Genomic DNA, 22343 nt, shown 5'->3' with positions numbered 1-22343 from the left:
TCAGCCGATCTGAACTCTGTCGAGAATCTCGTCTGAGCCAACCTCGAGAGGAACGAAATTGGTCGAGCGCACATAATCCGGTCGCGGCTGCTCGACCTGTTCAGGCTTGTTCTTCACCTGGTTGTAGACGACATAGGCCTGCCATCGATCGTCCCCGGACAGGTTGTGACCCGAGGAATGCACGATGTTGGCGTCGAAGAACACGACTGTTCCCGGGCGGCCGATGATAGGCACGGCCTTGGGATGACTGGACAAAATATCGAGCATCGTCGGCTTGGGTACGACGTAGAAGCGGTAACCGGTTGCCTCATCGAACGTCGGATCGAGTGAACCAAGCTTGTGGCTTCCCGGGATGAAGTAGAGACATCCGCCCATTTCGGTCGGCTCGTCGAGCATGACCAACGCGGTTGTCATCTGCGGTTCTTTCACGCCGTCGATATGCCAGGTGCCGAAGTCCTGATGCCATTGCCAGACGGAGCCGTCGATAGCCGTCTTCAGATTGCACTTCGTGTGATAGATGTAGAGTTCGGGATCGTCGATCAGTTGTTGTGCCGGCTCGAGCAATCTGGGGGAGCGCACGGCGGAGTGAAAGACCGCCGATGCCGTCGGACTTTCGGTTTCGTGAACTTTGTAGATCGTCTTCGCGATGCCGCCCGTTTTTTCACGGACGAGATGGTCGGTGTCGATCTTCTGGATCCGGCGCAACTCGCTCTTCATATGCTCGACTTCTTCTTCCGAGAAAAGCTCCGGCAGAACAACGAATCCATCGCGCTCGTACGCTTCCAATTGTGACGCGGTAAGTTTCATGAGGGCATCTCCTGACTTATTGGTGTGATGTCATGATCCTAAGACCCGTCGCGTCCAATGTAAAAGATATAATAAGTTGCGTATCGATACCTAAAAGGTTTCAAATGGAACTGCGGCATCTTCGCTACTTTTTGACGGTGGCACGCACACTCAACTTCACGAAAGCGGCGGAAGAACTGCACATGGCCCAGCCGCCGTTGAGCCGGCAGATACGGGAACTGGAAGAGGAACTCGGCGTGGCGCTTTTCGAGCGCCGGGGCAAACGCGTTTTCCTTTCATCGGCGGGCCAGGTTTTCGAAGAACGGGCCAGGCGAATTCTGGCGGACACGAACTCCGCGATCGTGGATTCGCAACGCGCAGCAAGAGGGGAAATCGGCCGGGTGGCGGTCGGGTTCTTTGAGCACATCGCGTACACGCTGCTGCCGCCGCTCTTGCGTGAATTCCAGCAGCGTTACCCCGCGGTGACAGTCGAACTTCGATGGTTTTCCTCTGCGGAACAGATCAATGCGCTGGATCGAGGGGACGTCGATCTGGCCTTCGTTCGCTCTTTGCCGTCGGATACCAAACTGAACAGCGTCTTGTTGCTTCAGGAGCCGTTTTACGTTGCCATCGCGAAGGACAACCCTCTCGCAGCGAAGCGGCAGATTTCCATCAAGGACTGTATGCACCTGCGCGTCATCAATTACCGGAAAGATGTCGCGCCGGACTATCACGCCACCATCAACCAGTTGTGCGCACTGGCAGGCTTCTCTCCTTCCACGAGCTTCGAAATGGGACAGATCTACGCGTCCCTTGGCCTCGTAAGCGCCGGGTTTGGTGTGACGCTCGTACCTGCGTCGGTTCAACGAACGCACATGGACAACGTCGTTTATCGTCCGCTGCGTGAACAGCACGCGCAAAGCGAACTCTACCTCGCGTGGAAGGAACCCAACCCGCCCGCTGCGCTAGGCGCTTTTGTTCAACTCGCGTGCGAAATAGCCGCGCGCGCACCGGGCAAAGCGAAGGTCGAGTAAGGCAAGTGGTACGACTTCAATTGCGATGAACAGGTTAGTTTTCCGGTTGAACTGTCAGCACAACTGCTTTGATTTGTGGCCGCCGTATGTAGCGTTGATTTGACTGCTTGTCCGGTCGCGTTAGAAGGAAGTGTGAAGCCGCTGAAGCAGCTCATTTAACGTCATGTCTCGCTTTGGCACGATCCGCATTAGCTAGGACAGCGGCCAAATTATTGGGGGATATGTTCGACGCACGGAGATGTCTTGATCACAATAGCTGGGTGACGGACAGCTATACGGTGCAAAGCCGCCGTTCGGCTGCCCTTTCATGCCGTGGAAACCAACGACTGCGCATGGCCGAACCCTGCCCGATGGCGACGCGCGCCAGAACTCAAAAACCGCACGTCGCGCAGAGGACCGTAACCGACCCTGATGCGACTCGGATCGTTGTTCCAGCAGTGACCGGCTTTTATGCCCAAGGGACGTGGACTTAGGCGAGATCCACTGCCACGACTCGCTCGACTGCGTTCGTCAATCAAGTCATACAGACGCGTTTGCCGAGAGGCATCGAGAAGCCCTTCAGATAGCGGGCATGACGATGGGTTGCGATGCAATACCACACCGGTGAGAAACTTCAGCCCTTCGAGACGTCCTCCGCAAGTAGGGCGACGGGCTGTACCGTACACGAAATGGCGTAATGCAAACGCTCCACCAATCATTGCCCTAGGAGAATCGGCCTTTATTGAGCCGACAAATAGAACGCGTGGTCCCGTTGTGACGTCACGCCGACGACAGTGAGCAGGCCGTTCACGACGGTTGCTTCGACGGGCATCGACACGTTGTTGAGAGAACACAAAGCGCCAGCGAAGTTCAGCGTGCCGTCGAGCAAATGCTTGCCGGTCGAACGTGGCTTGAAGCTGCCGGTAAACGCGCAGGCGCTCTGCGTGCCCGTTGCCGTGCCGTCCGCAGCGAACGTGATCGTGGAGATCGGCGCGACGCCCGCGCCGCTGCTCCACGTGCGCGCGACGGCGCTGAGAGCGATCGGTGTGTCGTACGTGACGTTGTAGTTGCCGTTAAAGCTCGTGGCTGTCGTATCGGGACTGACGAAGAGGCTCGTCGTCGCGGTGAGCGTAGTCTTGTTTGTGAAGTTGCCGGTCAGCGTTCCCGCGCGAATCGCGCCCAAAGAATGGAAGCCGACCGTCGCCGGATCGGTGAACGCGCCGCCGGTCGCCGTCATGATGCCCTCGATCAACCAGAGGAACGAGCCATCCTGCGTATAGATGCTGAAATACTGTCCCGATTCGAGGACGATGGTTTGCGCTGCGAGCGACTGCCCCGAATTCACCGACCCGTACCAGAGACCTTCGGGCAGTGCGGGTGAGGGGTTGGTGACGCACGACTTGGTCAGCGTGCCGAGGTCGGTCGTACAGGTCTTGCCGTCGCCACCGCCGCCACAGGCGGCGAGTACGGGCAGGGTCAGCAGTACGAGCTTTGAGGACAGTTTCATGAAAGGTTTTTGTTTTCGTTGTCTTCAGAATGAGCACAGGTCGCCATTCTTTGCGGCGAACCGACACTTAGATAACGGAGTATTGCGGGAAAACTTTAGTGCAGAAAAACGAGGCGTGGATGCTCATCCGGCGAAACGTTTTCGCGACGCGCTCGATGAACGTCTTTCATCCAGATGATTGACACACAGTCTTGAAGACCGGAGCGCTGACGATCGAATAAGCGTCGGCGTGTGGGGAAAACGAAGACACGCGCATCGCTCGTCTCTTGCCCGTCCTGATGCGAGAGGCAAACTCGCGATGGACCAGTGGGCGCGTCCGACCCACTATCGACGTGATACGGTCACTGAGGATTGCCTATTTCGCCAAGCCTCGATTCGATTGTTCATCGCGGTCCGATACACGCGGAATACCGGTCGTTCGAAGGTCTATTGATCGCATGACCAGAATGTCGCCTCATGGCCCGATCTCCGCCCGCGACAGCGGCCGCCTGATGAAACAAATTCCACTTTGCGCAGGCCGGTGAAAGACTACTTCGCATCGCCCAAACCTGAACTCGCATGCCTTACCGTCCAACCTTCCGCTGCGCCATGTGCGCAAGATAAGCGACGATCAGATCGATCTCGCGATCGCTCAGCTGGTCCCGCGGGAAAGCGGGCATGGTCCGGCCGGGCCAGTCTCGAACCGATGCCGGATTGCGAATGTAGCGGCGCAATGCAGCGGGCTGGAAGTACTCGACTGGATTCATCGGCACGTTGAGGTCGGGGCCAGTGTCGGCGCTGCCCGCGTGGTTGAGCCGATGACAGGCGAGACATTGAGTGATGAACAGGCCTTGGCCCGCGCGGACCGGATCGGTTGCCGGCAGCGCCGGATCGACGGCGAGCACTGGCCAACGCGCGGATGGAGATGGTTGCGTAGCAAGTCGTGCGATCTGGTAAGGCCACTGCTCGCTGCGCACGGATGCCGCTTCCTTGCCGACCCAGACCAGGTAGAACGGTCCCGCACTGACCGCCTTGCCCGGTAGGTTCGGCCATGGCTCCACCGGGTCCTCGACCGCGAGCCATGCGACGGCTGTCGCGGGATCACGGTTACTCACAAGGTCCATCGGCAGTTGCGCGGCGAAGCCGTCGGTTGCACGTGCCTCGAGCACGCTGTTCGCAAGTAACTCGGCACTGTTGAGCAGGTCGGCCAGCGGCACTGCGCGGTAGGTCGTCGACGTACCGTAGGCGACATCTCGCGGAACGTGAATCACGGCGGCATCCGGGCGCGCCAGCAATGCCGCCCGGCTAAACGACTGGGTACTGCCGCCTATCGTAAGTTCGATCATGGGTTGCGCGGCCGCACAATGCCCAATTAAGCCAAGCGTCAGCAGCAATACCGCAAACAACACGCGTTTCGACATTTGTCCTCCGTGCATTGTTGTCGCCGGCGACGTCGGCGGCGAAATCGCCGAAGGCGCCAATTCATTCGGCACCAGTGAGCGGATTATGTCAGCTGCGGCGAATCGTCGGTAGCGCGCGCGTGCCGTCTGTGCAAGCCGGGGAGCTTCGAGCCGTGAGATGCGAGTCCCGCCACGGGTCTATCTTGCTTTCCGGCCTCGCATGACATCACAGCAGCCGCTATGCTCCACGTTCGCCGGCCGCGCCCGGACCCGTTGCCGACGGTCGAGTCGTCCGAGGCGCAACGGCAGGTATCAGAGTCAAACGACCCCTCGCTACGGCCACCCGAGGACAAGTATTCGGCCATGGCTGACATTCAGGTATCCGCGTCCACTCATCTCGCCGTCGTGAACGCTTCTTACAAGCCCTGGCGGTGGCGCCCCGCCATTCAAGCTCCCCTGCGCGCCTGCCGCGCCGCGGCCATCGTGCCGCGCAGTCCTTCGGACGAGTAGAGCGCGAGCGCCACCCAGATTGCGCCGTAGCCGATCGCGCGCACCGACCCGAACGGCTCGCCGTAGATCAGCACGCCAGTGAGGAGCTGGAGCGTGGGCGTCACGTACTGGATCAGCCCGAGCATCGAGAGCGGGATGCGTCGCGCCGCAGCCGCGAAGAGCAGCAGCGGCACGGCCGTGATAGGTCCGGCGGCGGCCAGCAGCAGTTGCAGCCCGAGCGGCGCATGCGTGAAATGGCTCGCGCCGGCCACGCCGATAATCGTCAGATAGACAATCGCCACGGGAAAGAGCAGCACCGTTTCGAGCGCCAGGCCTTCGAGCGCGCCAAGCGTTGCGGTCTTGCGCAAGAGGCCGTAGCCGCCGAACGTCAGCGCGAGCGCGAGGCTGATCCATGGCGGCGCGCCGTTTTGCCAGGTGAGCCAGGCCACGCCGAGCGCCGCAAGCGCCACCGCGCACCATTGCAGCGGGCGCATCCGCTCATGCAGGAAGGCGAAGCCGAACAACACGTTGATGAGCGGATTGATGAAGTAGCCGAGGCTCGCCTCGACGATATGCCCCGCGTTCACGGCCCAGATGTAAATGCCCCAGTTGGCCGAGAGCAGCGCGGCGCTCGCGGCGAAGCGCGCGATAAGGCGCCTGTCGCGCAGCGCGGGGCGCAGCCACGCCCAGTGGTGGCGCACGAGGAGGGCGGCGAGGATGAACACGAGCGACCACGCCATGCGGTGGGCGAGCATCTCAAGGGCGGGAATCTGGTGGAGCGTCTTGAAGTAGACGGGAAAGAGCCCCCAGATGACAAAGGCGGAAAAGGCGTAGACGATGCCGCGATTCATGGTTCGTTGTAGTTGGTCGGTGCGCGTGGTCCGTGCGAGGCGGCGTCGCTGGTAAAAATTTCGCGCCCATTTCATCCGACCCTGCGCTGATCGGCCGGTTTGCGAGAATAGCGAATTTTGCCGCCAGCCTTTGCCGCTGTCCAGCCTGACGCGACGCTTACGATGAACAGTAGGCGCGCGCAGGATACGCGTTCATTAAACCTATCGCGATGGTGAGATCCACGATTTCACGTTCGTCAAATATCTTGCGCGCGGCTTAGAACGCGTCGTCTGGAACGCCCGCGTCAGCCACACGCGTCACGGGTTCCGTCCACGCCAAGGCTGCACGCTCGCGCTCGTCGAAGAGCATGCCGGCTTCCGTAGAGCGAAGTAATGTTGTCACCGGCCAATGCCCTCCAGGACAGGCTGGAAGCTCCGAGTTGACAATATTACTTCGTTCGGCAGCGAAGTAATGTCGTCAACTCGCACCAGTGCGAAGTAAACTTGTCAATTCGCGTTCGGCCTCGACCATGAAATCCTCGAGCAGGTGACGCCGCAAGCCGTTCGCAAACGTCACATCGTTAATTCGCCTCACTACTGAGGCGAAGGGCGCTGAACCGTAGCCCAACCGGTCACTCACAAGCTTCCCTTCGTTTGAATCTCAGGTGCTGGCCCGCGACTGCTGCACCACGAACAAGGGGGCGCCCTTTCAGGTCGGGTCGTTTCGTATCGATTTACGTGACGAAATATCCGAAGGCGACGGAAACGATGAAGAAGGACCGGGAGGGTTCTGCCGCAATCATTAAAGTGCGTTGAACAATGGCAGGCATGCTGAGGCCTACTTATACCGATAACGAGTAGAACTGCTCCGCGGGAGTCTGTCCGATACCGCGGTCTTTCATCTGCCCTTTGGCGATCATATGCATAAGTTCAATGCCGCTTAACAAGATGCGCGCACAACGAAATAGGCCGATCGGCGATTTGGCGTCGACATCTCGGCAGGGGCGCTCTTTCTTCAGGTTTGTCCAACGCCGGCCGGCCGCTCCGCAGCGTGCTCACAGTCACGCGTTAAGGGCTGTAAGCGCCTTCTGCACTGACAGATGGGCTAGGTATTCACGGTTTCATCCGGCCGGTTTCGATGAACCGCTCATGCCATGACAAGGCTTCGCCAAGGAGGTGAGGCGTATGCTTTCCCGGACTGTCACGGAGCGCACGCTCGAAATAGTCATCGAGTAGCGGACGGTAATCAGGATGAGCGCAATTGTCGATGACAACGCGCGCGCGTTGTTTGGGCGACAAGCCACGCAGGTCTGCGAGCCCCTGCTCGGTGACCACTACGGCTACATCATGCTCGGTGTGGTCAACGTGGCTAACCATCGGGACGAGACAGGATATCGCGCCATTTTTGGCGGTACTCGGCGTGACGAAGCACGAGAGAAACCCATTGCGAGCGAAATCTCCTGATCCGCCGATGCCATTGATAATCGAGGTGCCTGCCACATGGGTTGAGTTGACGTTGCCATAGATATCGGCTTCGACCATGCCGTTGATGGCGATACAGCCCAACCTGCGAACCAGTTCGGCATGGTTTGAAATTTCCTGAGGGCGCAACACGATGCGGCTGCGGTAGAGCTCGATATTTCGGCCGAATTCCTCGACACCCTCGGGGCTCAGCGACAGCGCGGTCGCCGATGCGGTCAGGATGGTTCCGGTCCTGATCAGATCCAGCATTCCATCCTGGATGACTTCTGTGAAGGCTGTAAGCCCTTCGAATCCCCCATCCCGCAGCCCGCGCAACACCGCATTGGCGATGTTCCCCACGCCGGACTGCAACGGCAGCAACTGCTGTGTGAGCCGCCCCATCGCTATCTCGCGCCGGAAAAACTCGACCAGGTGATTCGCAATCCGGATGCTGGTTTCATCAGGCGGAGAAAATCGGCTCAGACGATCGGGACCGTGAGTTTCCACGACGGCGATCACCTTCGCTGGATCGACCCGCAAGTACGGCTCCCCAATACGGTCTCCAGGCCGGACTAATGGAATAGGCTTGCGGTCCGGGGGAAGGGCGGTGCCGTAATAGACGTCATGCATGCCATCCAGCCCGGCTGGTTGAGCCGAATTCACTTCGATGATCACCTTGTCAGCCAGGTCAAGCCACGTCTTGTTGTTGCCTATGGAGGTCGATGGAATCAGACGGCCGTCAGGCAATATTCCGGCAACCTCAATGATTGCCACATCCAGCTTACCCAGGAAGCCAAACCAGGTGTACTGCGCTACCTGTCCCAGGTGGATATCCATATACTCGATCTCGCCGCGATTGATTCGGGCACGCAATTCCGGATCGGACTGATAGGGCAGGCGAAATTCAATGCCTCCCACCTTCGCGAGCGCGCCATCGAGTTCAGGAGCGGTGGAGGCGCCGGTCAGTATTCGAAGTGCAAACTTTTCTCCAAGGGCATGCGCGGCTTCGATCTGTCCGGCCAATGCCAAAGGCACCGCTTTTGGATATCCCGCTCCGGTAAACCCACTCATCGCGACGGTCATGCCCGGTCGAATCAGAGTCGCCGCCTGCTCGGCCGGCATCACTTTGGATGCGAGATATGGATGATGGATACGCTTTTCCATTGCGACTCCCAGTCTAAAAAAGCTCCAGACCTGCCGACGGTCCCACGGGCTGGATCGTTTGAAGTTAACGATAGTCTCTTTTGCCTCGGAGCTTCACCGGAAAGGCGGATCTCCCGCGTCGTTGGTCATAAGGCGATCAACGGCCCTTGTTCGGCGGCCATTGCGGTCACCCGGGGCACGCCAGCTAGTTATGCGGGGCGGACGCGTGTGGTCGGCCAACAACGGACCTTCGCGCACGCTTGCGCACGGACGTTCTTGCGTCGGCTTCGCCCCAGGAAACTCACATTAGCGTGCCAATAGCGGCGGCTGTGTCGCCGGACGAAGCCGACATTGGGGGCCGAGCGGTGCGACATTATCGAGTGTCCGCTATCAAGATACAGAATGCGCTCGACTGTTCGGCGTGAAGTCTGCGGAGGAACTCAACCTCTGCCTTCCGGTGCTGCCAGCCCACGAAGGTTCCACAGGCGAACAACTCAAGTCGCGCGTCGATCGGAAAATAGTACGGAAACAGGCGCAGTAGGGTTTGGGTTCTTCATGTCGCACTCTGCCAGCACATTCGGTTTCTCCGACAATGCCGTCGTGACCCATGCCGGCCAGCGTCGACTCACGTATCGCTGCGCCAGAGCAAGGAAAGTGACGCGCGTAGATTTTCAGTACAAATGAGGTGGTCTTTAGCGGTAGGGTCGGCCTTCGGCCTTGAATCTGTACAGTTCTGGCACCAGCGCAAGCAGAAGACGTTTGGGCGTTAAGAGCCGCGCCGAGACGTGTGTCGCGACATGCCACGTGGCAGCAACGTTCATTCTACGCAGCCTCATGTCGGGACCGACGAGCGCGCTGACAAAGTGCAGATCCCCGAGCGCATTGCCGATGATCTCTTCTCTTATCACCGCCCGTTCCGGTGGCTCGAGTGCACCAAACGACAACCCCGACATTTCTCGAAGTATTCGATACATGCTGTTGTAATGGTGGAGTGTTTTTTCTGTAACCATCGTTGAATCCGCCCGCAACCGTCTTTTGTATAGTCTTTGGTTCAGCACGGCGACTTTAAGCCTTTGTTTCAGCATCAACGACACAAAAAAACAATTGTCTTCATACACCATGCCATCCGTGAACCGCAGGTCGCCTATAGCGGACCGTCGTGCGATAAGGCAGCATGGCGATACGCAATACCGCCCCTGTCGCAGCGATTCGACGACGAAATCTCCCGACCATATGGGTGAGTCTCCCAGCGGCCGCTGGTAGTAGTGTTCTTCGAGCCTGTACACCGGTGAGTCGGGTGGGAACACCACAGCCTCGAAGACGACCACGTCAACGTCCTGGTTCTTGAATTCCCGATAGCAGACACTCAAGGTATCCTTATCGATGATGTCATCGCTGTCCATGTAATAAAGATAAGAGCCAACTGCGACTGATGTGCCTAAGTTGCGCGCAGCGGACTGGCCGCGGTTTTGCTGGCGGATATATCTGAAACGGGGATCGATTGCACACAGCTTTTTCGCAATCGCGCCTGTGGCGTCTGTCGATCCGTCGTCTACGATAATCGCCTCCAAGTCGGTAAACGACTGTCCGGCAATGCTTTGCAGCGCTTCCTCGATGTAGTCCTGCACATTGTAGGCCGGCACAATGATTGAAAAGGCGGGCATAGATAGTTCCCTTGGCTAGTAGTCCCAACGGGCATATGTCGACCGCTGCCATACCCGCGATCGCAGGAGAACGGTCCGCTACGGCGACTTTCGTAAGAAGGTTGGATTGACGCCGACGAGGTCGACGAGTGCCTGCCGCGTTGACGGGCGGCGAAAGAATGGAAACGAGGCCCATGTTGTCACGCGCGCGCAATCGAAAACGGTGGGAAACCCTGGCCGCTATCGTTGGATTATCGAACGCGCCCGTAGTGGCTTGGCCCGGTTCGGCCAGCTCATATCTGATTGGGCCGAGGGCTCGATACTCATGCAACCTTGCTCGCCTTGACCCTCGCTCTCGGCTTTGTGAACCATTTGTCTGCATCGCTCCGTAACGACGAAAGCTCGATTGACTGGACGAGTTCTATGCATTAACGCGTGGGCCGGTTGATACATTCATCGTAGTCTCAGCACGGCCACATCCCATCTCAGTCCAGACGGGACGTGCACAATACGGATACGATCAAGTTCCTCAAACCCGGCCCTCAACCGTTTCCATGTGCGTACGCCATCGGCGTGATGCCACATGCTGACGACAAGTATTCCACCGGGCGCAAGATAACGTGCGAATCGCCTGAGATATTCTTCTGGATTCCTGAGGTAATAGAGTACTTCGTTAAAGACGATGACGTCGAACGGCTGTGAGGTCTTGAACGCGGTGACATCCGCTACAGCGAACTCCGCTCCCTGAATGTTCGACTGGCGTGCCTTCTCAATGGCGGCTTCCGACAGGTCGATACCGAGATAACTGGATATTGCGGCACCCGAAAGCCAGCGTGCAAGGATCCCCGTGCCGCACCCAACGTCCAGAACGCGGGCCGCCGGTTTGAAGTGCAGGCAATATCCCACGATCACACTGTACCGGCCGACTTCCTTTGTAGTGGAAAGAAACTCCCAAGCTCCGGAATCGTACTCGTCATTCCATGTCTTATTCGAGATCGAGGTGTTGTTAGGCGGCGTAATCATAGCCTTGATTGCAACCGGCAAGAGCTTATGAATAGGCCATTCCAGAATCCTTTTAAGTCGTCTCGCAGTGCTTACAATCGCATTGGCATTGGACAAAGCTACCTCCTTCCATAAATCAACATCAGCAACGCGGATGCAGAGTGTCCGAACTGGTGTCACGGGCAGGCGCCTATCAATGGTTGCAGAAACCATGCTAACGGGTGGACTGTACATGCATCGATGACGCTCCTTGATAGGGCGTACTGCGGCGGACAAATGGCGGAGAGTCACTTGCCGGCGTGGGGTGCGAATTGGAGCGAAGGCGGCGTTGCCCGGCGCGCTCGCATCGATATTCTTGTCGAGCGCGTAGTGCCGGTGAGATCACGCGCGACGTTTCCCAGGTAGGTCAGAGAATTGAGCAGCTTATATGCGGTGATTTGCGTCACTGGCTACCGAACGCGCCCGTGCTTTTTGATCAGTCGAGCCCCCGTGGTCCCGTGATGCGGGGATGACCGCGCTTTCGATGGACGGACTACGGAGCCCGTCGAAGCACTCGGGAAAATTTGTCGCCCAGGGATGCGCAGGGCGGATTAATCCGATGCGCTTGCCCGTAAGCGGTGACTGCGGCCGAGATACCATGCGTCATAAAAATCGGACCCGGCTCCAAGGCCAGATCGGCGGTCGATGCGTCAGGGACGCGAGAAGCGGAACCACGTGAGCTAAGGTCTTTCAGTGTGCGGACAGGTCGTGCGGAAAATTCATAAAGCTATACGAAAACAGGTCGCTTTCGGTTGAAGTATTCTCCAAAGACCGCGGAAACCGGGCTCTTTCATGATTCAGCGCCGGCGCGCTCGGTCGGGGGCAAAACGAGGGCTCTTAGAGTGCATTGATGTTCTAGCTGCGTATTACAAGTGCGGCACGCTCACACCAGCCTCCTGCAGAGCGTATTAAGCGCTGAACCTGCCATAAGGGGTGAGCGGGGGGTGAGCGGCCGCGAGCCTAATGAAAAAGGGCGCCGAAGCGCCTTTGCATGAACTGCCGAAGATCGGGCCGCGAGTAGCTCGAACCTGCATTTGTTGTCTGGCGCAGTGGCGGCGCTCGCAAGCGTCGTCAACGTCAGGCTGGTATCTGTCTCGTCGAGCCAGAGGTCCACTCTAACTCAACAGCGCACGGGATCTAGAGTTTGTCTGTGTCGAGGCCAGATCGGGTATTCGGCGCGGAAACAGGTATAGCCGGCATACGAACGGATTGAAAGCGGCTCAACGCAAGTCGGCTGACAACCGTGCCGGCCATGAGCCGATCGACTTATCTTTTATGTGTACGCTTCAGATTCCCAAATCGTTGCCGATAAGTTTCCTATCACGATGGCATGTTAATGGTGGGGCCTTGCCTCGCACCTGATTGGAAATGGATAGTAATGATGGCAAGAATTTCGATGAGCCGAAAATTGTGGATGACTGTGGGCTTCGTCTGGGCCGCGCTGACGCTCCTCGCCACTCTGAACGCCTGGACGGACCGCCAGGGAATGCTCCGAACCCGTCAGCAATCGCTCGCGGAGCAGGTCCAGGCCGCCGTGAGCATCGCGGCTCACTTTCAGAATGCTGTGGCCGCAGGAAAACTTACGGACGACGAAGCTAAGCATGAAGCGATCGCTGCCCTGCGAGATTTCAAGTACGGTACGAGCGGGTACATCTCGATCGCCAGTTCCAACGTTGTCCAGTTGCTGCTGCCGACAAAACCCGCGCTTGAAAATACTGACGTCAGTAGCCTTGCCGACGTTGATGGAAAACGCATTATCGTAAACATCGTGAAGTCCGACACCGACGGCACGCATGTGTCCTATTACAAGTGGCCCAAGCCCGGTCAGACCATGCCGGTTCGCAAGATGACCGTATCGGGGGTACTTGCAGGGTGGGACTGGCACATTTATACCGGGGCGTACCTGGATGATATCGATGACGATTTTCGGGCAAATCTGATCCGCTCGCTGGGCGCAGTTATTCTTGTGGGCGCGCTTCTGACCGGGTTCATGGCTTTCATCATCCGTCAGGTTCTCCGAAACCTTGGGGCAGACCCCGACTACGCGAAGGAAGTCTGCAGCCGTATTGCGGCAGGCGATCTTCGTACCCCGCCGGAAGTGAAGGGCAACGACACATCCAGCCTGTTGTTTTCACTGCGCTCGATGCAGGACAACCTTGCCAATACCGTCGGTGATATCAAACAGTCGGCCGGGTCGATAACGGTTGCTGCGGCCGAAATCGCGTCGGGAAATCATGATCTCTCGGCACGCACCGAGGCGCAGGCGGCGTCTCTTGAAGAGACGGCATCGAGCATGACGGAGCTGACGCATACGGTCCGCCAGAACGCGGACAGTGCGCGTCAGGCCAATGAGCTTGCCGAACGTGCCAGCCAGATCGCCGACAAGGGTCACAATGCTGTGCAGGCAATGGTGGCAACGATCGGTGACATCAGCGACAGCTCGGCGAAGATCTCGGAAATCACGACCCTCATCGAAGGCATCGCGTTTCAGACGAACATCCTGGCGCTGAACGCCGCTGTCGAAGCAGCCCGCGCAGGCGATCAGGGGCGCGGATTCGCGGTAGTTGCGGGCGAGGTTCGCACCCTGGCGCAACGCTCGTCTTCCGCCGCGAAGGAAATCAAGGACCTGATCGAAGAGTCTGTGAGCAAGGTTGCCGATGGCTCGAAACGCGCCCTTCAGGTTGGCGCAACCATGGGCGAAGTGAAACAGTCGATCAAGGACGTCTCAAGCATCGTCAGCGAGATTGCGGCGGCATCCGAAGAGCAGAGCACTGGCATTGAGCAGGTGAACCGTGCTGTTGTCCAGATGGACGAAGTCACGCAACAAAACGCTGCACTGGTCGAAGAAGCCGCCGCTGCAGCTCAGTCGCTCGAAGAACAGGCCATCAGACTGGAGACGGCGGTCTCGATTTTTTCAGTGGACGGCAAGTCGCAGGTCGCGCCTGCCGTGAAGACGAGGACGATGGCCGGACGTGCGACACCGGATGCCACAAGGAGGATAGAGCCGGCCGCGACGGCTTCGCCGCCGGCACGGTCCAACTCTCAATCGCCTGGCAAATTAATGACTTCGACCAGACGCCAGCACGCTATTGCTGACGGGGTGGCTAGCGCCGTCGATTGGGAAACCTTCTGAGCGGGTGATCAGCGCAGGCATTTCGGGGGGGGGGGCTCAGGCTTTCGACTCCGATGATGCACGTGCTTTGCTGCATCGCGCGGCAGATGACCGCGTACCAGCAACTGGACGCCCAGCGCGTCCTCTAGCGAACGGATCTGGCGGGTCACAGCACCCGGCGTGAGATGGAGTTCGTCTGCGGCGACAGTGATGCTCGGGCGTCGCCCCACTGCCTAGAAGGCACATACGGCTGTGAGAGGGGGCAATCGGTTCATCGCGGGGAGTCTGGCATACGCTTGAGATCATCTCAAGCTAAGGGCGGCACCCGCGCATCTCAAATCCTGCGCGAAACGCGGCATCGCAAACGCTTGCGCCGGCGCCGGCCAGAACGATGGCGCCGGCGGGCGGCAAGTGGCCAAAGGTTTTCTTTTCCCCGCTGTTAGAAATAGTGCGTTGACCGGACTATTGGCGAACCCTAGACTCGTTTTCAACCTGTTCTGTAGGGATGCCATGCTGACCACGCCACGGTTGAGAACATGACTGTCATTGCCACCATAGAAGACTTGCGCGTGCTCGCCGAGAAGAGGGTGCCGCGGATGTTCTACGAATACGTCGATTCCGGCTCATGGTCCGAGTCGACGTATCGCGCCAATACAGCGGACTTCGGCCACATGAAATTCAGGCAGCGCGTTGCTGTCAACGTCGAACGCCGCAATCTGAAGACGCGAATGGCCGGCCAGGAAGTGACGATGCCCTTGGCGATCGCGCCCACTGGCATTGCCGGCATGCAACGGGCGGACGGCGAAATATTAGGTGCAAGAGCGGCCGAGAAGTTCGGTATCCCATTCGTTCTATCGACAATGAGCGTCTGCTCGATCGAAGACATTGCGGAACATACCTCCGCGCCGTTCTGGTTCCAGCTATATGTAATGCGAGACCGGGACTTCATGGTTCGTCTGATCGACCGCGCCGCGGCTGCAAAATGTGCGGCGCTTGTAGTGACCGTCGATTTGCAGTTTCACGGCGTGCGACTGAAGGAGATCAGAAACGGACTTTCGGTGCCGCCAAAAATGACTGTGTCGAATCTTGTGAGCCTGTTGTCAAAGCCGCGATGGTGTCTGGATATGGCGGGGACGAAGCGCCGTACGTTTGGCAATATCGTCGGGCATGCTGCGAACGTCAAGGACATTACGTCGATGTCGTCGTGGGTGTCCCAGCAATTCGATCCGACGCTATCCTGGGACGACGTAAAATGGATCAGGCGGCGCTGGCCGGGAAAATTGATCATCAAGGGAATCATGTGCGCGGAGGATGCGCGACTCGCGGTTGACAGCGGCGCGGACGCCGTTGTCGTGTCGAACCATGGGGGCCGGCAGATGGACCACGCGCCGTCCACCATATCGGCGTTGCCGGCCGTCGTCGATGCCGTCGGGGGCGAGACCGAGGTTCATATCGACGGTGGAATCCGCTCAGGTCAGGACTTGCTCAAAGCGCTTGCGCTGGGGGCGAAGGCGGGATATATCGGCCGATCGTTTCTTTATGGACTGGCCGCGCGAGGTGAAAGCGGCGTCACACGTTGCTTGGAAATCATCCGCCAGGATCTGGATCTCACGCTGGCTTTTGTCGGTCTTGACGATGTGAAGGCTGTCGATTCCAGCATCCTGGTCGCAGGCACCTATTGAAACGGAGTCAGGCATCTTTAAGGTAGGCGAGTAGTGGAAGGACAACTGACCGACCCGATCAAGAGGTCCGGCAGACGGCATGCGAGCAGCACATAAATGATACGCACCGAAAAAATCAATGGAGACAGCAGTAATGAAAACAGAATCGAAAAAAGCGCTCGCTATTGCCAGTTTCACGTTGCTGGCCGCTGGTTGTTCGAGTTACGCCGCCGCAGCGGGAAATACCATAAAGATCGGGTTTATTACCGACCTGTCGGGCGACTATGCGGACCTCGATGGCCCGGGCGGCGTCAAAGCGATCCAGATGGCGATCGCGGATGCGGGTGGCAGCGTCAGCGGAAAGAAGATCGAACTGCTGGTGGCAGACCATCAGAACAAGGCTGATATCGCGGCCAGCAAAGCGCGCGAATGGTTCGACGTCCAGGGCATCGACTTGCTGGTGGGCGGAACCAACTCTTCGGCTACGCTGGCGATGGCGGGCATTGCCGCTCAAAAGAAAAAAGTCTTTATTTCCGTCGGTTCGGGCACGATGCAGCTGACCAACGAGGAATGCAATCCGTACACCATCCAGTATGTATTCGACACCGCGGCCGTGGCGCGGGGCACGGGTGCGGCACTCGTCAAGCAAGGCGGCAAGTCCTGGTATTTTCTGACGGCTGACCTCGCATTCGGCATTTCGCTAGAAAAAGAAACGTCAGCGACCATCAAGGCCAATGGCGGAAAAGTTATCGGCGAAGCCCGACATCCGCTAGGGGCGTCGGACTTCTCGTCGTTTCTTTTGCAGGCACAGGCTTCGAAGGCTGAAGTTCTTGGCCTCGCCAATTCCGGTACGGATTTCGTCAACGCGATTAAGGGTGCGCACGAGTTTCAGATCAACAGGACGATGAAGCTGGCGGGCATCGTCATGCCGATCAGTCAGATCAATTCGCTGGGACTGGATCTCGCCCAGAACATGTATTTCACCGACGCATGGTACTGGGATCAGAGCGACGCATCGCGCAAATGGGCGCGCCGTTACTTTGCCACGGTCAAAAAGATGCCCGGCATGTTTCAGGCGGGAGACGCGTCGGCGGTGTCGAACTATCTAAATGCGGTCAGCCTGGTGGGCACCGATCCCGACAAGGTGATGGCGAAACTGCGAGCAACGAAGATCGACGACTTCTTCACGACCAATGGTGTGATCCGTCCCGACGGCAGCATGGTGCACGACATGTATCTGATGCGTGTCAAAACCCCGGCCGAGTCCAAGTATCCGTGGGATTACGAAAAGTGGGTTCAGACGATTCCGGGCGATCAGGCCTTCATCTCCAAGGGCGAATCGAAGTGCGCGTTGTGGAAGTGAGCCAGCTGCGCGACCACGCTCGTATCGCGAACTAGCACGCGTTCAATATCGGAGAGCGCCACATGATTCGTTTGCGTCAACAGCGGATTCTAGACGCCCATCACCACTTTTGGGATCTCGAGTCCGCGCACTATCCGTGGCTGTCGACGGCGGTCGATCCGCATTTCTTTCTTTCGGACTACTCGTCACTGCGCGCCCGCAACTATCTGCCGGATGATTACCGCGCCGCATCGGCAAAGTTCACAGTCATCGGGACCGTGCATATCGAAGCGGAGCGCGAGCGTACCGATCAGGTCGGGGAAACGCGCTGGCTGACCGAATTGAATCGCACCACGGGCTTACCGAGTGCCATCGTCGGTCACGTCTGGTTCGATCGGCCCGAATGCGAAGAACGGTTGCTCGCTCATCTTGAATCGCCGTTGTTCCGCGGCGTTCGCTCAAAACCGGTCTGCGCACCGAGCCGTGAAGAGATGTCGCCGGGGCGACCGGGCTCGATGCAGGACGAACGATGGCTACGGGGATTTGCGCTGCTGGAGAAGTACGGGCTTTCATGGGACCTGCGTGTGCCGTGCTGGCATCTGCACGAGGCGGCGGCCGTGGCGCGTGACTTCCCAGCGACGGCGATCGTATTGAACCACACGGGTTTTCCATGGGACCGCAGCCCGGAAGGGCTCGCCGCGTGGCGCAGCGGCATGGAAGCGGTCGCTGCCCATCCCAATGTGTGGCTGAAGGTATCTGAACTGGGTTTGCCTGCTGCGCCGTGGAGTATCGAGGGGAACCGGCAAGTGGTGCGGGAGGCGATTGAGATCTTCGGCATCGAGCGTTGTATGTTCGGTAGCAACTGGCCGGTTTCTACATTGCGCGCTTCCTATGAAACGATCGTCGATGGACTCCTGACCATTCTCAGCGATTTTTCGGAGAGCGATCTCGATCGGTTCTTCTGCGGCAACGCCGCCAGGTTTTACAGGATCGACGCGCAAACAGTCACGCGCGACGATTGCTGACCGGGGTTTATTCTGGCATTGGAGTGAATGGCAGTGGGCAATCGAATCAAAGACAAGGTCGCCATCGTGACCGGCGGCGCAGGCGGGATCGGCTCAGCGACGGGAACGGTTTTCTGCGAAGAGGGCGGCAAAGTCGTACTCGTGGATCGCGATGGAGCGGCACTGGATGACGCGGCCGCGAGGATCCGCGACACCGTTCCCGGCGCAACCGTTCTCACCGTGATTGCCGACGTCGCTAACGAGATATCGGCCACGGATATCGCAGCAAAGACACTGGACGGGTTCGGGCGCATCGATGTACTCGTAAACAACGCAGGGATCCGCAGTTACTCGCCACTTGCGGAAGCATCGGCGCAATCCTGGCAGGACATTCTCGGCGTCAACTTGCTGAGTTATGCGTTCATGTCGAAGGCGGTGATTCCGGCGATGCGAGCATCCCGGCAAGGCAGCATCATCAATATTTCTTCGACGTATGCGGTGACCGGCCGGCCCGGCATGGGCCAATACGATGCTACCAAGGCTGCGATCCTGGCCCTGACGCGCACGCTCGCGTTCGAAGAGACACCTAACGGTATCCGTGCCAACGCCGTATGTCCTGGCTTCACGTTGACGCCGTTTCATGTCGCAAAGGCGCAAGCCAACGGGCAGTCCGCTGAAGATTTGCGTACCGCTGACATCGACGGTTGCCTGATGCGACGTTGGGCCGATCCGCGCGAGGTTGCCTATCCCATTCTTTGGCTGGCGTCGGACGAGGCTTCGTATATAACCGCAAGCACGTTGATGGTCGACGGTGGCCGTCCGGTCGTCTAACGACTACGCATTCTGTGGCGGCGATGAACTGATGGTAAATCAGTCCATTGCCCCGTGATCCGTCTTCAGAGGAGAAGCTATGTCTGATTTCATCAAGGTCGAGCGCAGCGGTGCGGTGGCGACGGTCGTGCTCAACCGGCCCGAAAGGCTTAACGCGGTATCAAAGCCGATGTGGAAAGCGATCGACGTGGCCTTTACCGCATTGTCGTCCGACGATTCTTTGCGCTGCATCATTGTGCGTGGCGCGGGTGAAAAGGCGTTCAGCGCCGGGGCCGATATCTCGGAGTTTGCAACCGATCGATGCGACAAGGCTCGTGCAGCTGACTACGGCCGTGTGGTTCACGCAGCGGCCGCCGCGATAGAAAACTGCCGTCATCCGATCGTCGCGCAGATTCACGGCGTGTGCGTTGGCGGCGGCCTGGTGCTCGCCGCGCTATGCGACATGCGCATCTGCGGGGAGTCGAGCCGGTTCGGCGCGCCGGTAAAAAACCTCGGGTTGGTCGAAGCGTATACGGAGATGGCGCCGATGATCCGCCTCACGGGTCCAGATGTCGGACTCGAAATCCTGCTGGAGGGCCGCGTGTTCGGCGCCGCCGAGGCAAAAGAAAAGCGACTCGTGTCGCGCGTGGTCGCCGACGACAGGGTCGCAGAGGAAGCATGGGCAACGGCGCAGCGGGTCGCCGAAGGGGCGCCCCTGGCCGCGCGCTGGCACAAGAAATTCGTGCGCCGTCTGGCGGCGCCCGTGGCCATCTCCGACGCCGAATACGACGAATGCTTCGACTGCTTCGACACGGAGGACTTCCGCATCGGCTATCAGGCGTTTCTCGCCAAGCAACGTCCCGACTTCGTCGGCAGATAACCCCCAATGGAACGAAGGAAACCATGACAACGAATTCCTCACACGCCGGACCGCTTGCCGGAATGCGGGTGTTAGAGCTGGCCCAGATCATGGCGGGGCCTACCTGCGGAATGATGCTGGCGGATATGGGCGCTGACGTCATCAAGGTCGAAAAGCTGCCTGGTGGCGACGACTCGCGTGGCTATGGCGAACCGCGCGTGAACGGCGTGTCGGCGGCCTTCATGATGCTCAACCGGAACAAGCGTGGCGTGGCGGTCAACCTGAAGCACGCGCAAGGCAAAGAGATCCTGAAGCGAATGGTGGCCGACACTGACGTACTGATCGAAAACTACCGGCGTGGCACGCTCGAGAAGTTCGGGCTTGGATACGACGTACTGTCCAAAATCAATAGCGGCCTGATCTATTGCGCGATCTCAGGCTATGGCCGGGATGGGCCATACGGAGACAAAGGCGGTTTCGATCTGGTGGCGCAAGGCTTCTCCGGCCTTATGTCGGTAACTGGCGAGCCCGGCAGACCGCCGGCGAAGACCGGTAATTCGATCGCGGATATTAACGCCGGCGTGCTCAGTGTCGTCGGCATCGCGGCCGCCTACGCGCACAAGCTGAAAACCGGCCAGGGGCAGATCGTCGACACCTCGCTGATCGAGGCGGCGCTCCAGCAAATGTACTGGCATGCGGCGATCTACTTTGCCACAGGCAAGTCGGCTGGCCCGACGGGTTCGGCTCATCTTCTGACCGCGCCGTATCAGGCGTTTCGCGCAAGCGACGGCTGGATCAACATCGGTGGGGCAAATCAGGCGAATTGGGAGCGTATTGCCGATGTGCTCGAGCGTCCGCAATGGCGAGCCGATCCGCGGTTCGCCACCAATATGGCGCGAATGGAAAATCTCGAGGTGCTGGTTGCCGAGATGACGTGCGTTCTCGTCACGCGTACCCGCGACGAATGGATCGCGGCTTTCGATAAGGCAGGTGTGCCGGTCGGTCCCGTGCATACAGTGGAGGAAGCGCTCGAGCATCCGCAGACGCTGGCGCGCAACATGGTCGTCGACCTGGTGCATCCGCAGGCCGGACCGACGCGAGCGCTGGGCTGCCCGGTCCACTTTTCCGAAACCCCGACGCAGATCACTCGTCCGTCGCCGCTGCTCGGCGAACACACGCGTGAACTGCTGCGCGAATACAACTATACCGATGACCAAATCGACGCTTTCGTGGCTGACGGCGTCGTGGAGGAGGCGGCCGCGGTGACGACCTGAAAAAGGCGTTTCGCGGTCAGTGACGTGGATGGGTACCTGTTTGCATTAATTAGGAGGACATATGCCAAAACTATTGAGCCAGACGGAGATCGACCGTTATAAGGAAGAAGGGGTGCATTTTCCGGTGAAGGCTATGACGCCGGCCGATGCGAACGATCTTCTCGGGCGCTTCATGGATCTGCAGGAGCGCTATGGCGCGAAGATGTCGCGCAACAACAATCAGTTGCACAACTCGCACATGCTGGTGACCTGGCTTGCGGAGCTAGTACGCCATCCGACAATCCTCGACGCGGTTGAAGATATTCTCGGTCCGGACATTCTGTGCTGGAACTCGCAGTTCTTTGCCAAGAAGCCGCACGATCCGCGCTTCGTGTCCTGGCATCAGGACTCCACCTACTACGGCATGTCAACCAATGAAGTGCTAACCGTATGGCTTGCGCTGACGCCCAGTGTGGTCGAGAACGGCTGTCTGCGCGTGGTGCCCGGCAGTCACAAAACGCAGGTGCCGCATATCGATACCTTCGACGAAAACAATTTCCTGACCCGTGGCCAGGAAATCGCTGTTGAGGTCAACGAAGATGATGTGCTGGACGTCATCCTGCAGCCGGGCGAAGCATCGATTCACAATGTGCGGCTCTTTCACGGCTCCGAGCCTAACAAAGCGGACTTTCCGCGAGTCGGCTTTGCGATCCGCTATATCCCCACGCACGCTTACCAGACCACTGGTTTGCCGGACAGTGCGACGTTGGTGCGCGGCGAAGACAGGCACGGTAATTTCGTCCTCGCGCCGGCGCCGGAATCGGACTTTCATCCGGAGGCGATGGCGCGCCACGCCGCTGCTGTCGATATGCAATTGCAGATTCTGTATGCAGGCGCGGCCGAAGCGGGCAAGCGCGCGACCGCACCGGCGCAATAGCCGGCTCACCGCAGGCGGCGTACAAACGCAACGCAGCGCAACGGGGCGTCGTCGCCGACGCCTCACGGTATAA

General features: G+C 58.9%; 16 protein-coding genes and 4 pseudogenes. 9 read left to right on the top strand and 11 right to left on the bottom strand.

The annotated features are described in order from the left end of the window. The gene (locus JMY24_RS33070) at positions 1–807 is read right to left on the bottom strand and encodes a phytanoyl-CoA dioxygenase family protein (protein ID WP_201703647.1); all 807 of its coding nucleotides are present in this window, start codon (positions 805–807) and stop codon (positions 1–3) included. A gap of 104 nt (positions 808–911) precedes the next feature. On the opposite strand from JMY24_RS33070, the gene JMY24_RS33065 reads away from it, so the two are divergent. Next, complete coding sequence (locus tag JMY24_RS33065; protein WP_128597762.1) at positions 912–1820, top strand: LysR family transcriptional regulator; 909 nt, start codon at positions 912–914, stop codon at positions 1818–1820. A 718-nt stretch (positions 1821–2538) separates the two neighbouring features. On the opposite strand, the gene JMY24_RS33060 is transcribed toward JMY24_RS33065, so the two are convergent. The 9 genes and pseudogenes from JMY24_RS33060 to JMY24_RS39445 form a co-directional block, all read right to left on the bottom strand. Continuing rightward, complete coding sequence (locus JMY24_RS33060) at positions 2539–3306, bottom strand: hypothetical protein (protein WP_128597763.1); 768 nt, start codon at positions 3304–3306, stop codon at positions 2539–2541. Positions 3307–3869: 563 nt separating this feature from the next. Further along, positions 3870–4706, bottom strand: coding sequence for a c-type cytochrome (locus tag JMY24_RS33055; protein WP_128597764.1), 837 nt, complete (start codon positions 4704–4706; stop codon positions 3870–3872). 425 nt (positions 4707–5131) lie between these two features. Continuing rightward, positions 5132–6025: an EamA family transporter RarD gene (rarD, locus tag JMY24_RS33050; RefSeq protein ID WP_201703646.1), complete on the bottom strand. Its 894-nt coding sequence runs from the start codon at positions 6023–6025 to the stop codon at positions 5132–5134. A 157-nt stretch (positions 6026–6182) separates the two neighbouring features. After that, positions 6183–6383: pseudogene (locus JMY24_RS38715) on the bottom strand (carboxymuconolactone decarboxylase family protein); the annotation flags it as partial. Between the two features lie 463 nt (positions 6384–6846). Continuing rightward, positions 6847–6969: pseudogene (locus tag JMY24_RS33045) on the bottom strand (IS6 family transposase); the annotation flags it as partial. A gap of 148 nt (positions 6970–7117) precedes the next feature. Beyond that, positions 7118–8629 (bottom strand): acetyl-CoA hydrolase/transferase family protein, encoded by a 1512-nt coding sequence (locus tag JMY24_RS33040; protein ID WP_128593973.1) that lies wholly within the window; start codon positions 8627–8629, stop codon positions 7118–7120. Positions 8630–9300: 671 nt separating this feature from the next. Further along, positions 9301–10272: a glycosyltransferase family 2 protein gene (locus tag JMY24_RS33035; protein ID WP_201703644.1), complete on the bottom strand. Its 972-nt coding sequence runs from the start codon at positions 10270–10272 to the stop codon at positions 9301–9303. 432 nt (positions 10273–10704) lie between these two features. Then, entirely contained in the window at positions 10705–11370 is a 666-nt protein-coding gene (locus JMY24_RS33030) for a class I SAM-dependent methyltransferase (RefSeq protein WP_236597636.1), read from the bottom strand. Positions 11371–12301: 931 nt separating this feature from the next. Next, positions 12302–12394: pseudogene (locus JMY24_RS39445) on the bottom strand (Fis family transcriptional regulator); the annotation flags it as partial. Between the two features lie 279 nt (positions 12395–12673). Between JMY24_RS39445 and JMY24_RS39440 the strand changes: the two are divergent. Beyond that, positions 12674–14425, top strand: a complete 1752-nt coding sequence (locus JMY24_RS39440; RefSeq protein ID WP_128593970.1) for a methyl-accepting chemotaxis protein — start codon at positions 12674–12676, stop codon at positions 14423–14425. An 86-nt stretch (positions 14426–14511) separates the two neighbouring features. On the opposite strand, the pseudogene JMY24_RS38700 reads toward JMY24_RS39440, so the two are convergent. Then, positions 14512–14634 (bottom strand): annotated as a pseudogene (locus JMY24_RS38700) (LysR family transcriptional regulator); the annotation flags it as partial. A 306-nt stretch (positions 14635–14940) separates the two neighbouring features. Between JMY24_RS38700 and JMY24_RS33015 the strand changes: the two are divergent. From JMY24_RS33015 to JMY24_RS32985, 7 genes are all read left to right on the top strand, one after another. Next, positions 14941–16086, top strand: coding sequence for an alpha-hydroxy acid oxidase (locus JMY24_RS33015; protein WP_128593969.1), 1146 nt, complete (start codon positions 14941–14943; stop codon positions 16084–16086). A 133-nt stretch (positions 16087–16219) separates the two neighbouring features. Beyond that, on the top strand, positions 16220–17428 hold the full coding sequence (locus JMY24_RS33010; protein WP_201703642.1) for an ABC transporter substrate-binding protein: 1209 nt from the start codon (positions 16220–16222) through the stop codon (positions 17426–17428). A gap of 62 nt (positions 17429–17490) precedes the next feature. Then, positions 17491–18432 carry an amidohydrolase family protein gene (locus JMY24_RS33005; RefSeq protein WP_128593967.1) on the top strand — a complete coding sequence of 314 codons (942 nt, stop codon included), beginning with the start codon at positions 17491–17493 and terminating at the stop codon, positions 18430–18432. Between the two features lie 33 nt (positions 18433–18465). Next, positions 18466–19242, top strand: a complete 777-nt coding sequence (locus tag JMY24_RS33000; protein WP_236597635.1) for an SDR family NAD(P)-dependent oxidoreductase — start codon at positions 18466–18468, stop codon at positions 19240–19242. A gap of 79 nt (positions 19243–19321) precedes the next feature. Then, complete coding sequence (locus JMY24_RS32995) at positions 19322–20101, top strand: enoyl-CoA hydratase/isomerase family protein (protein WP_128585698.1); 780 nt, start codon at positions 19322–19324, stop codon at positions 20099–20101. A 23-nt stretch (positions 20102–20124) separates the two neighbouring features. Further along, positions 20125–21354 (top strand): CaiB/BaiF CoA transferase family protein, encoded by a 1230-nt coding sequence (locus JMY24_RS32990; protein ID WP_128585697.1) that lies wholly within the window; start codon positions 20125–20127, stop codon positions 21352–21354. A gap of 61 nt (positions 21355–21415) precedes the next feature. Further along, on the top strand, positions 21416–22270 hold the full coding sequence (locus tag JMY24_RS32985) for a phytanoyl-CoA dioxygenase family protein (RefSeq protein ID WP_128585696.1): 855 nt from the start codon (positions 21416–21418) through the stop codon (positions 22268–22270). Positions 22271–22343: the final 73 nt, after the last annotated feature.

The sequence above is a fragment of the Paraburkholderia kirstenboschensis genome (assembly GCF_904848585.1).
In the GTDB taxonomy this organism is placed as follows: Bacteria; Pseudomonadota; Gammaproteobacteria; order Burkholderiales; family Burkholderiaceae; genus Paraburkholderia; species Paraburkholderia kirstenboschensis.
The sequence above is the reverse complement of the archived record's forward strand: the minus strand, read 5'-3'. Positions and strand labels throughout refer to the sequence as shown.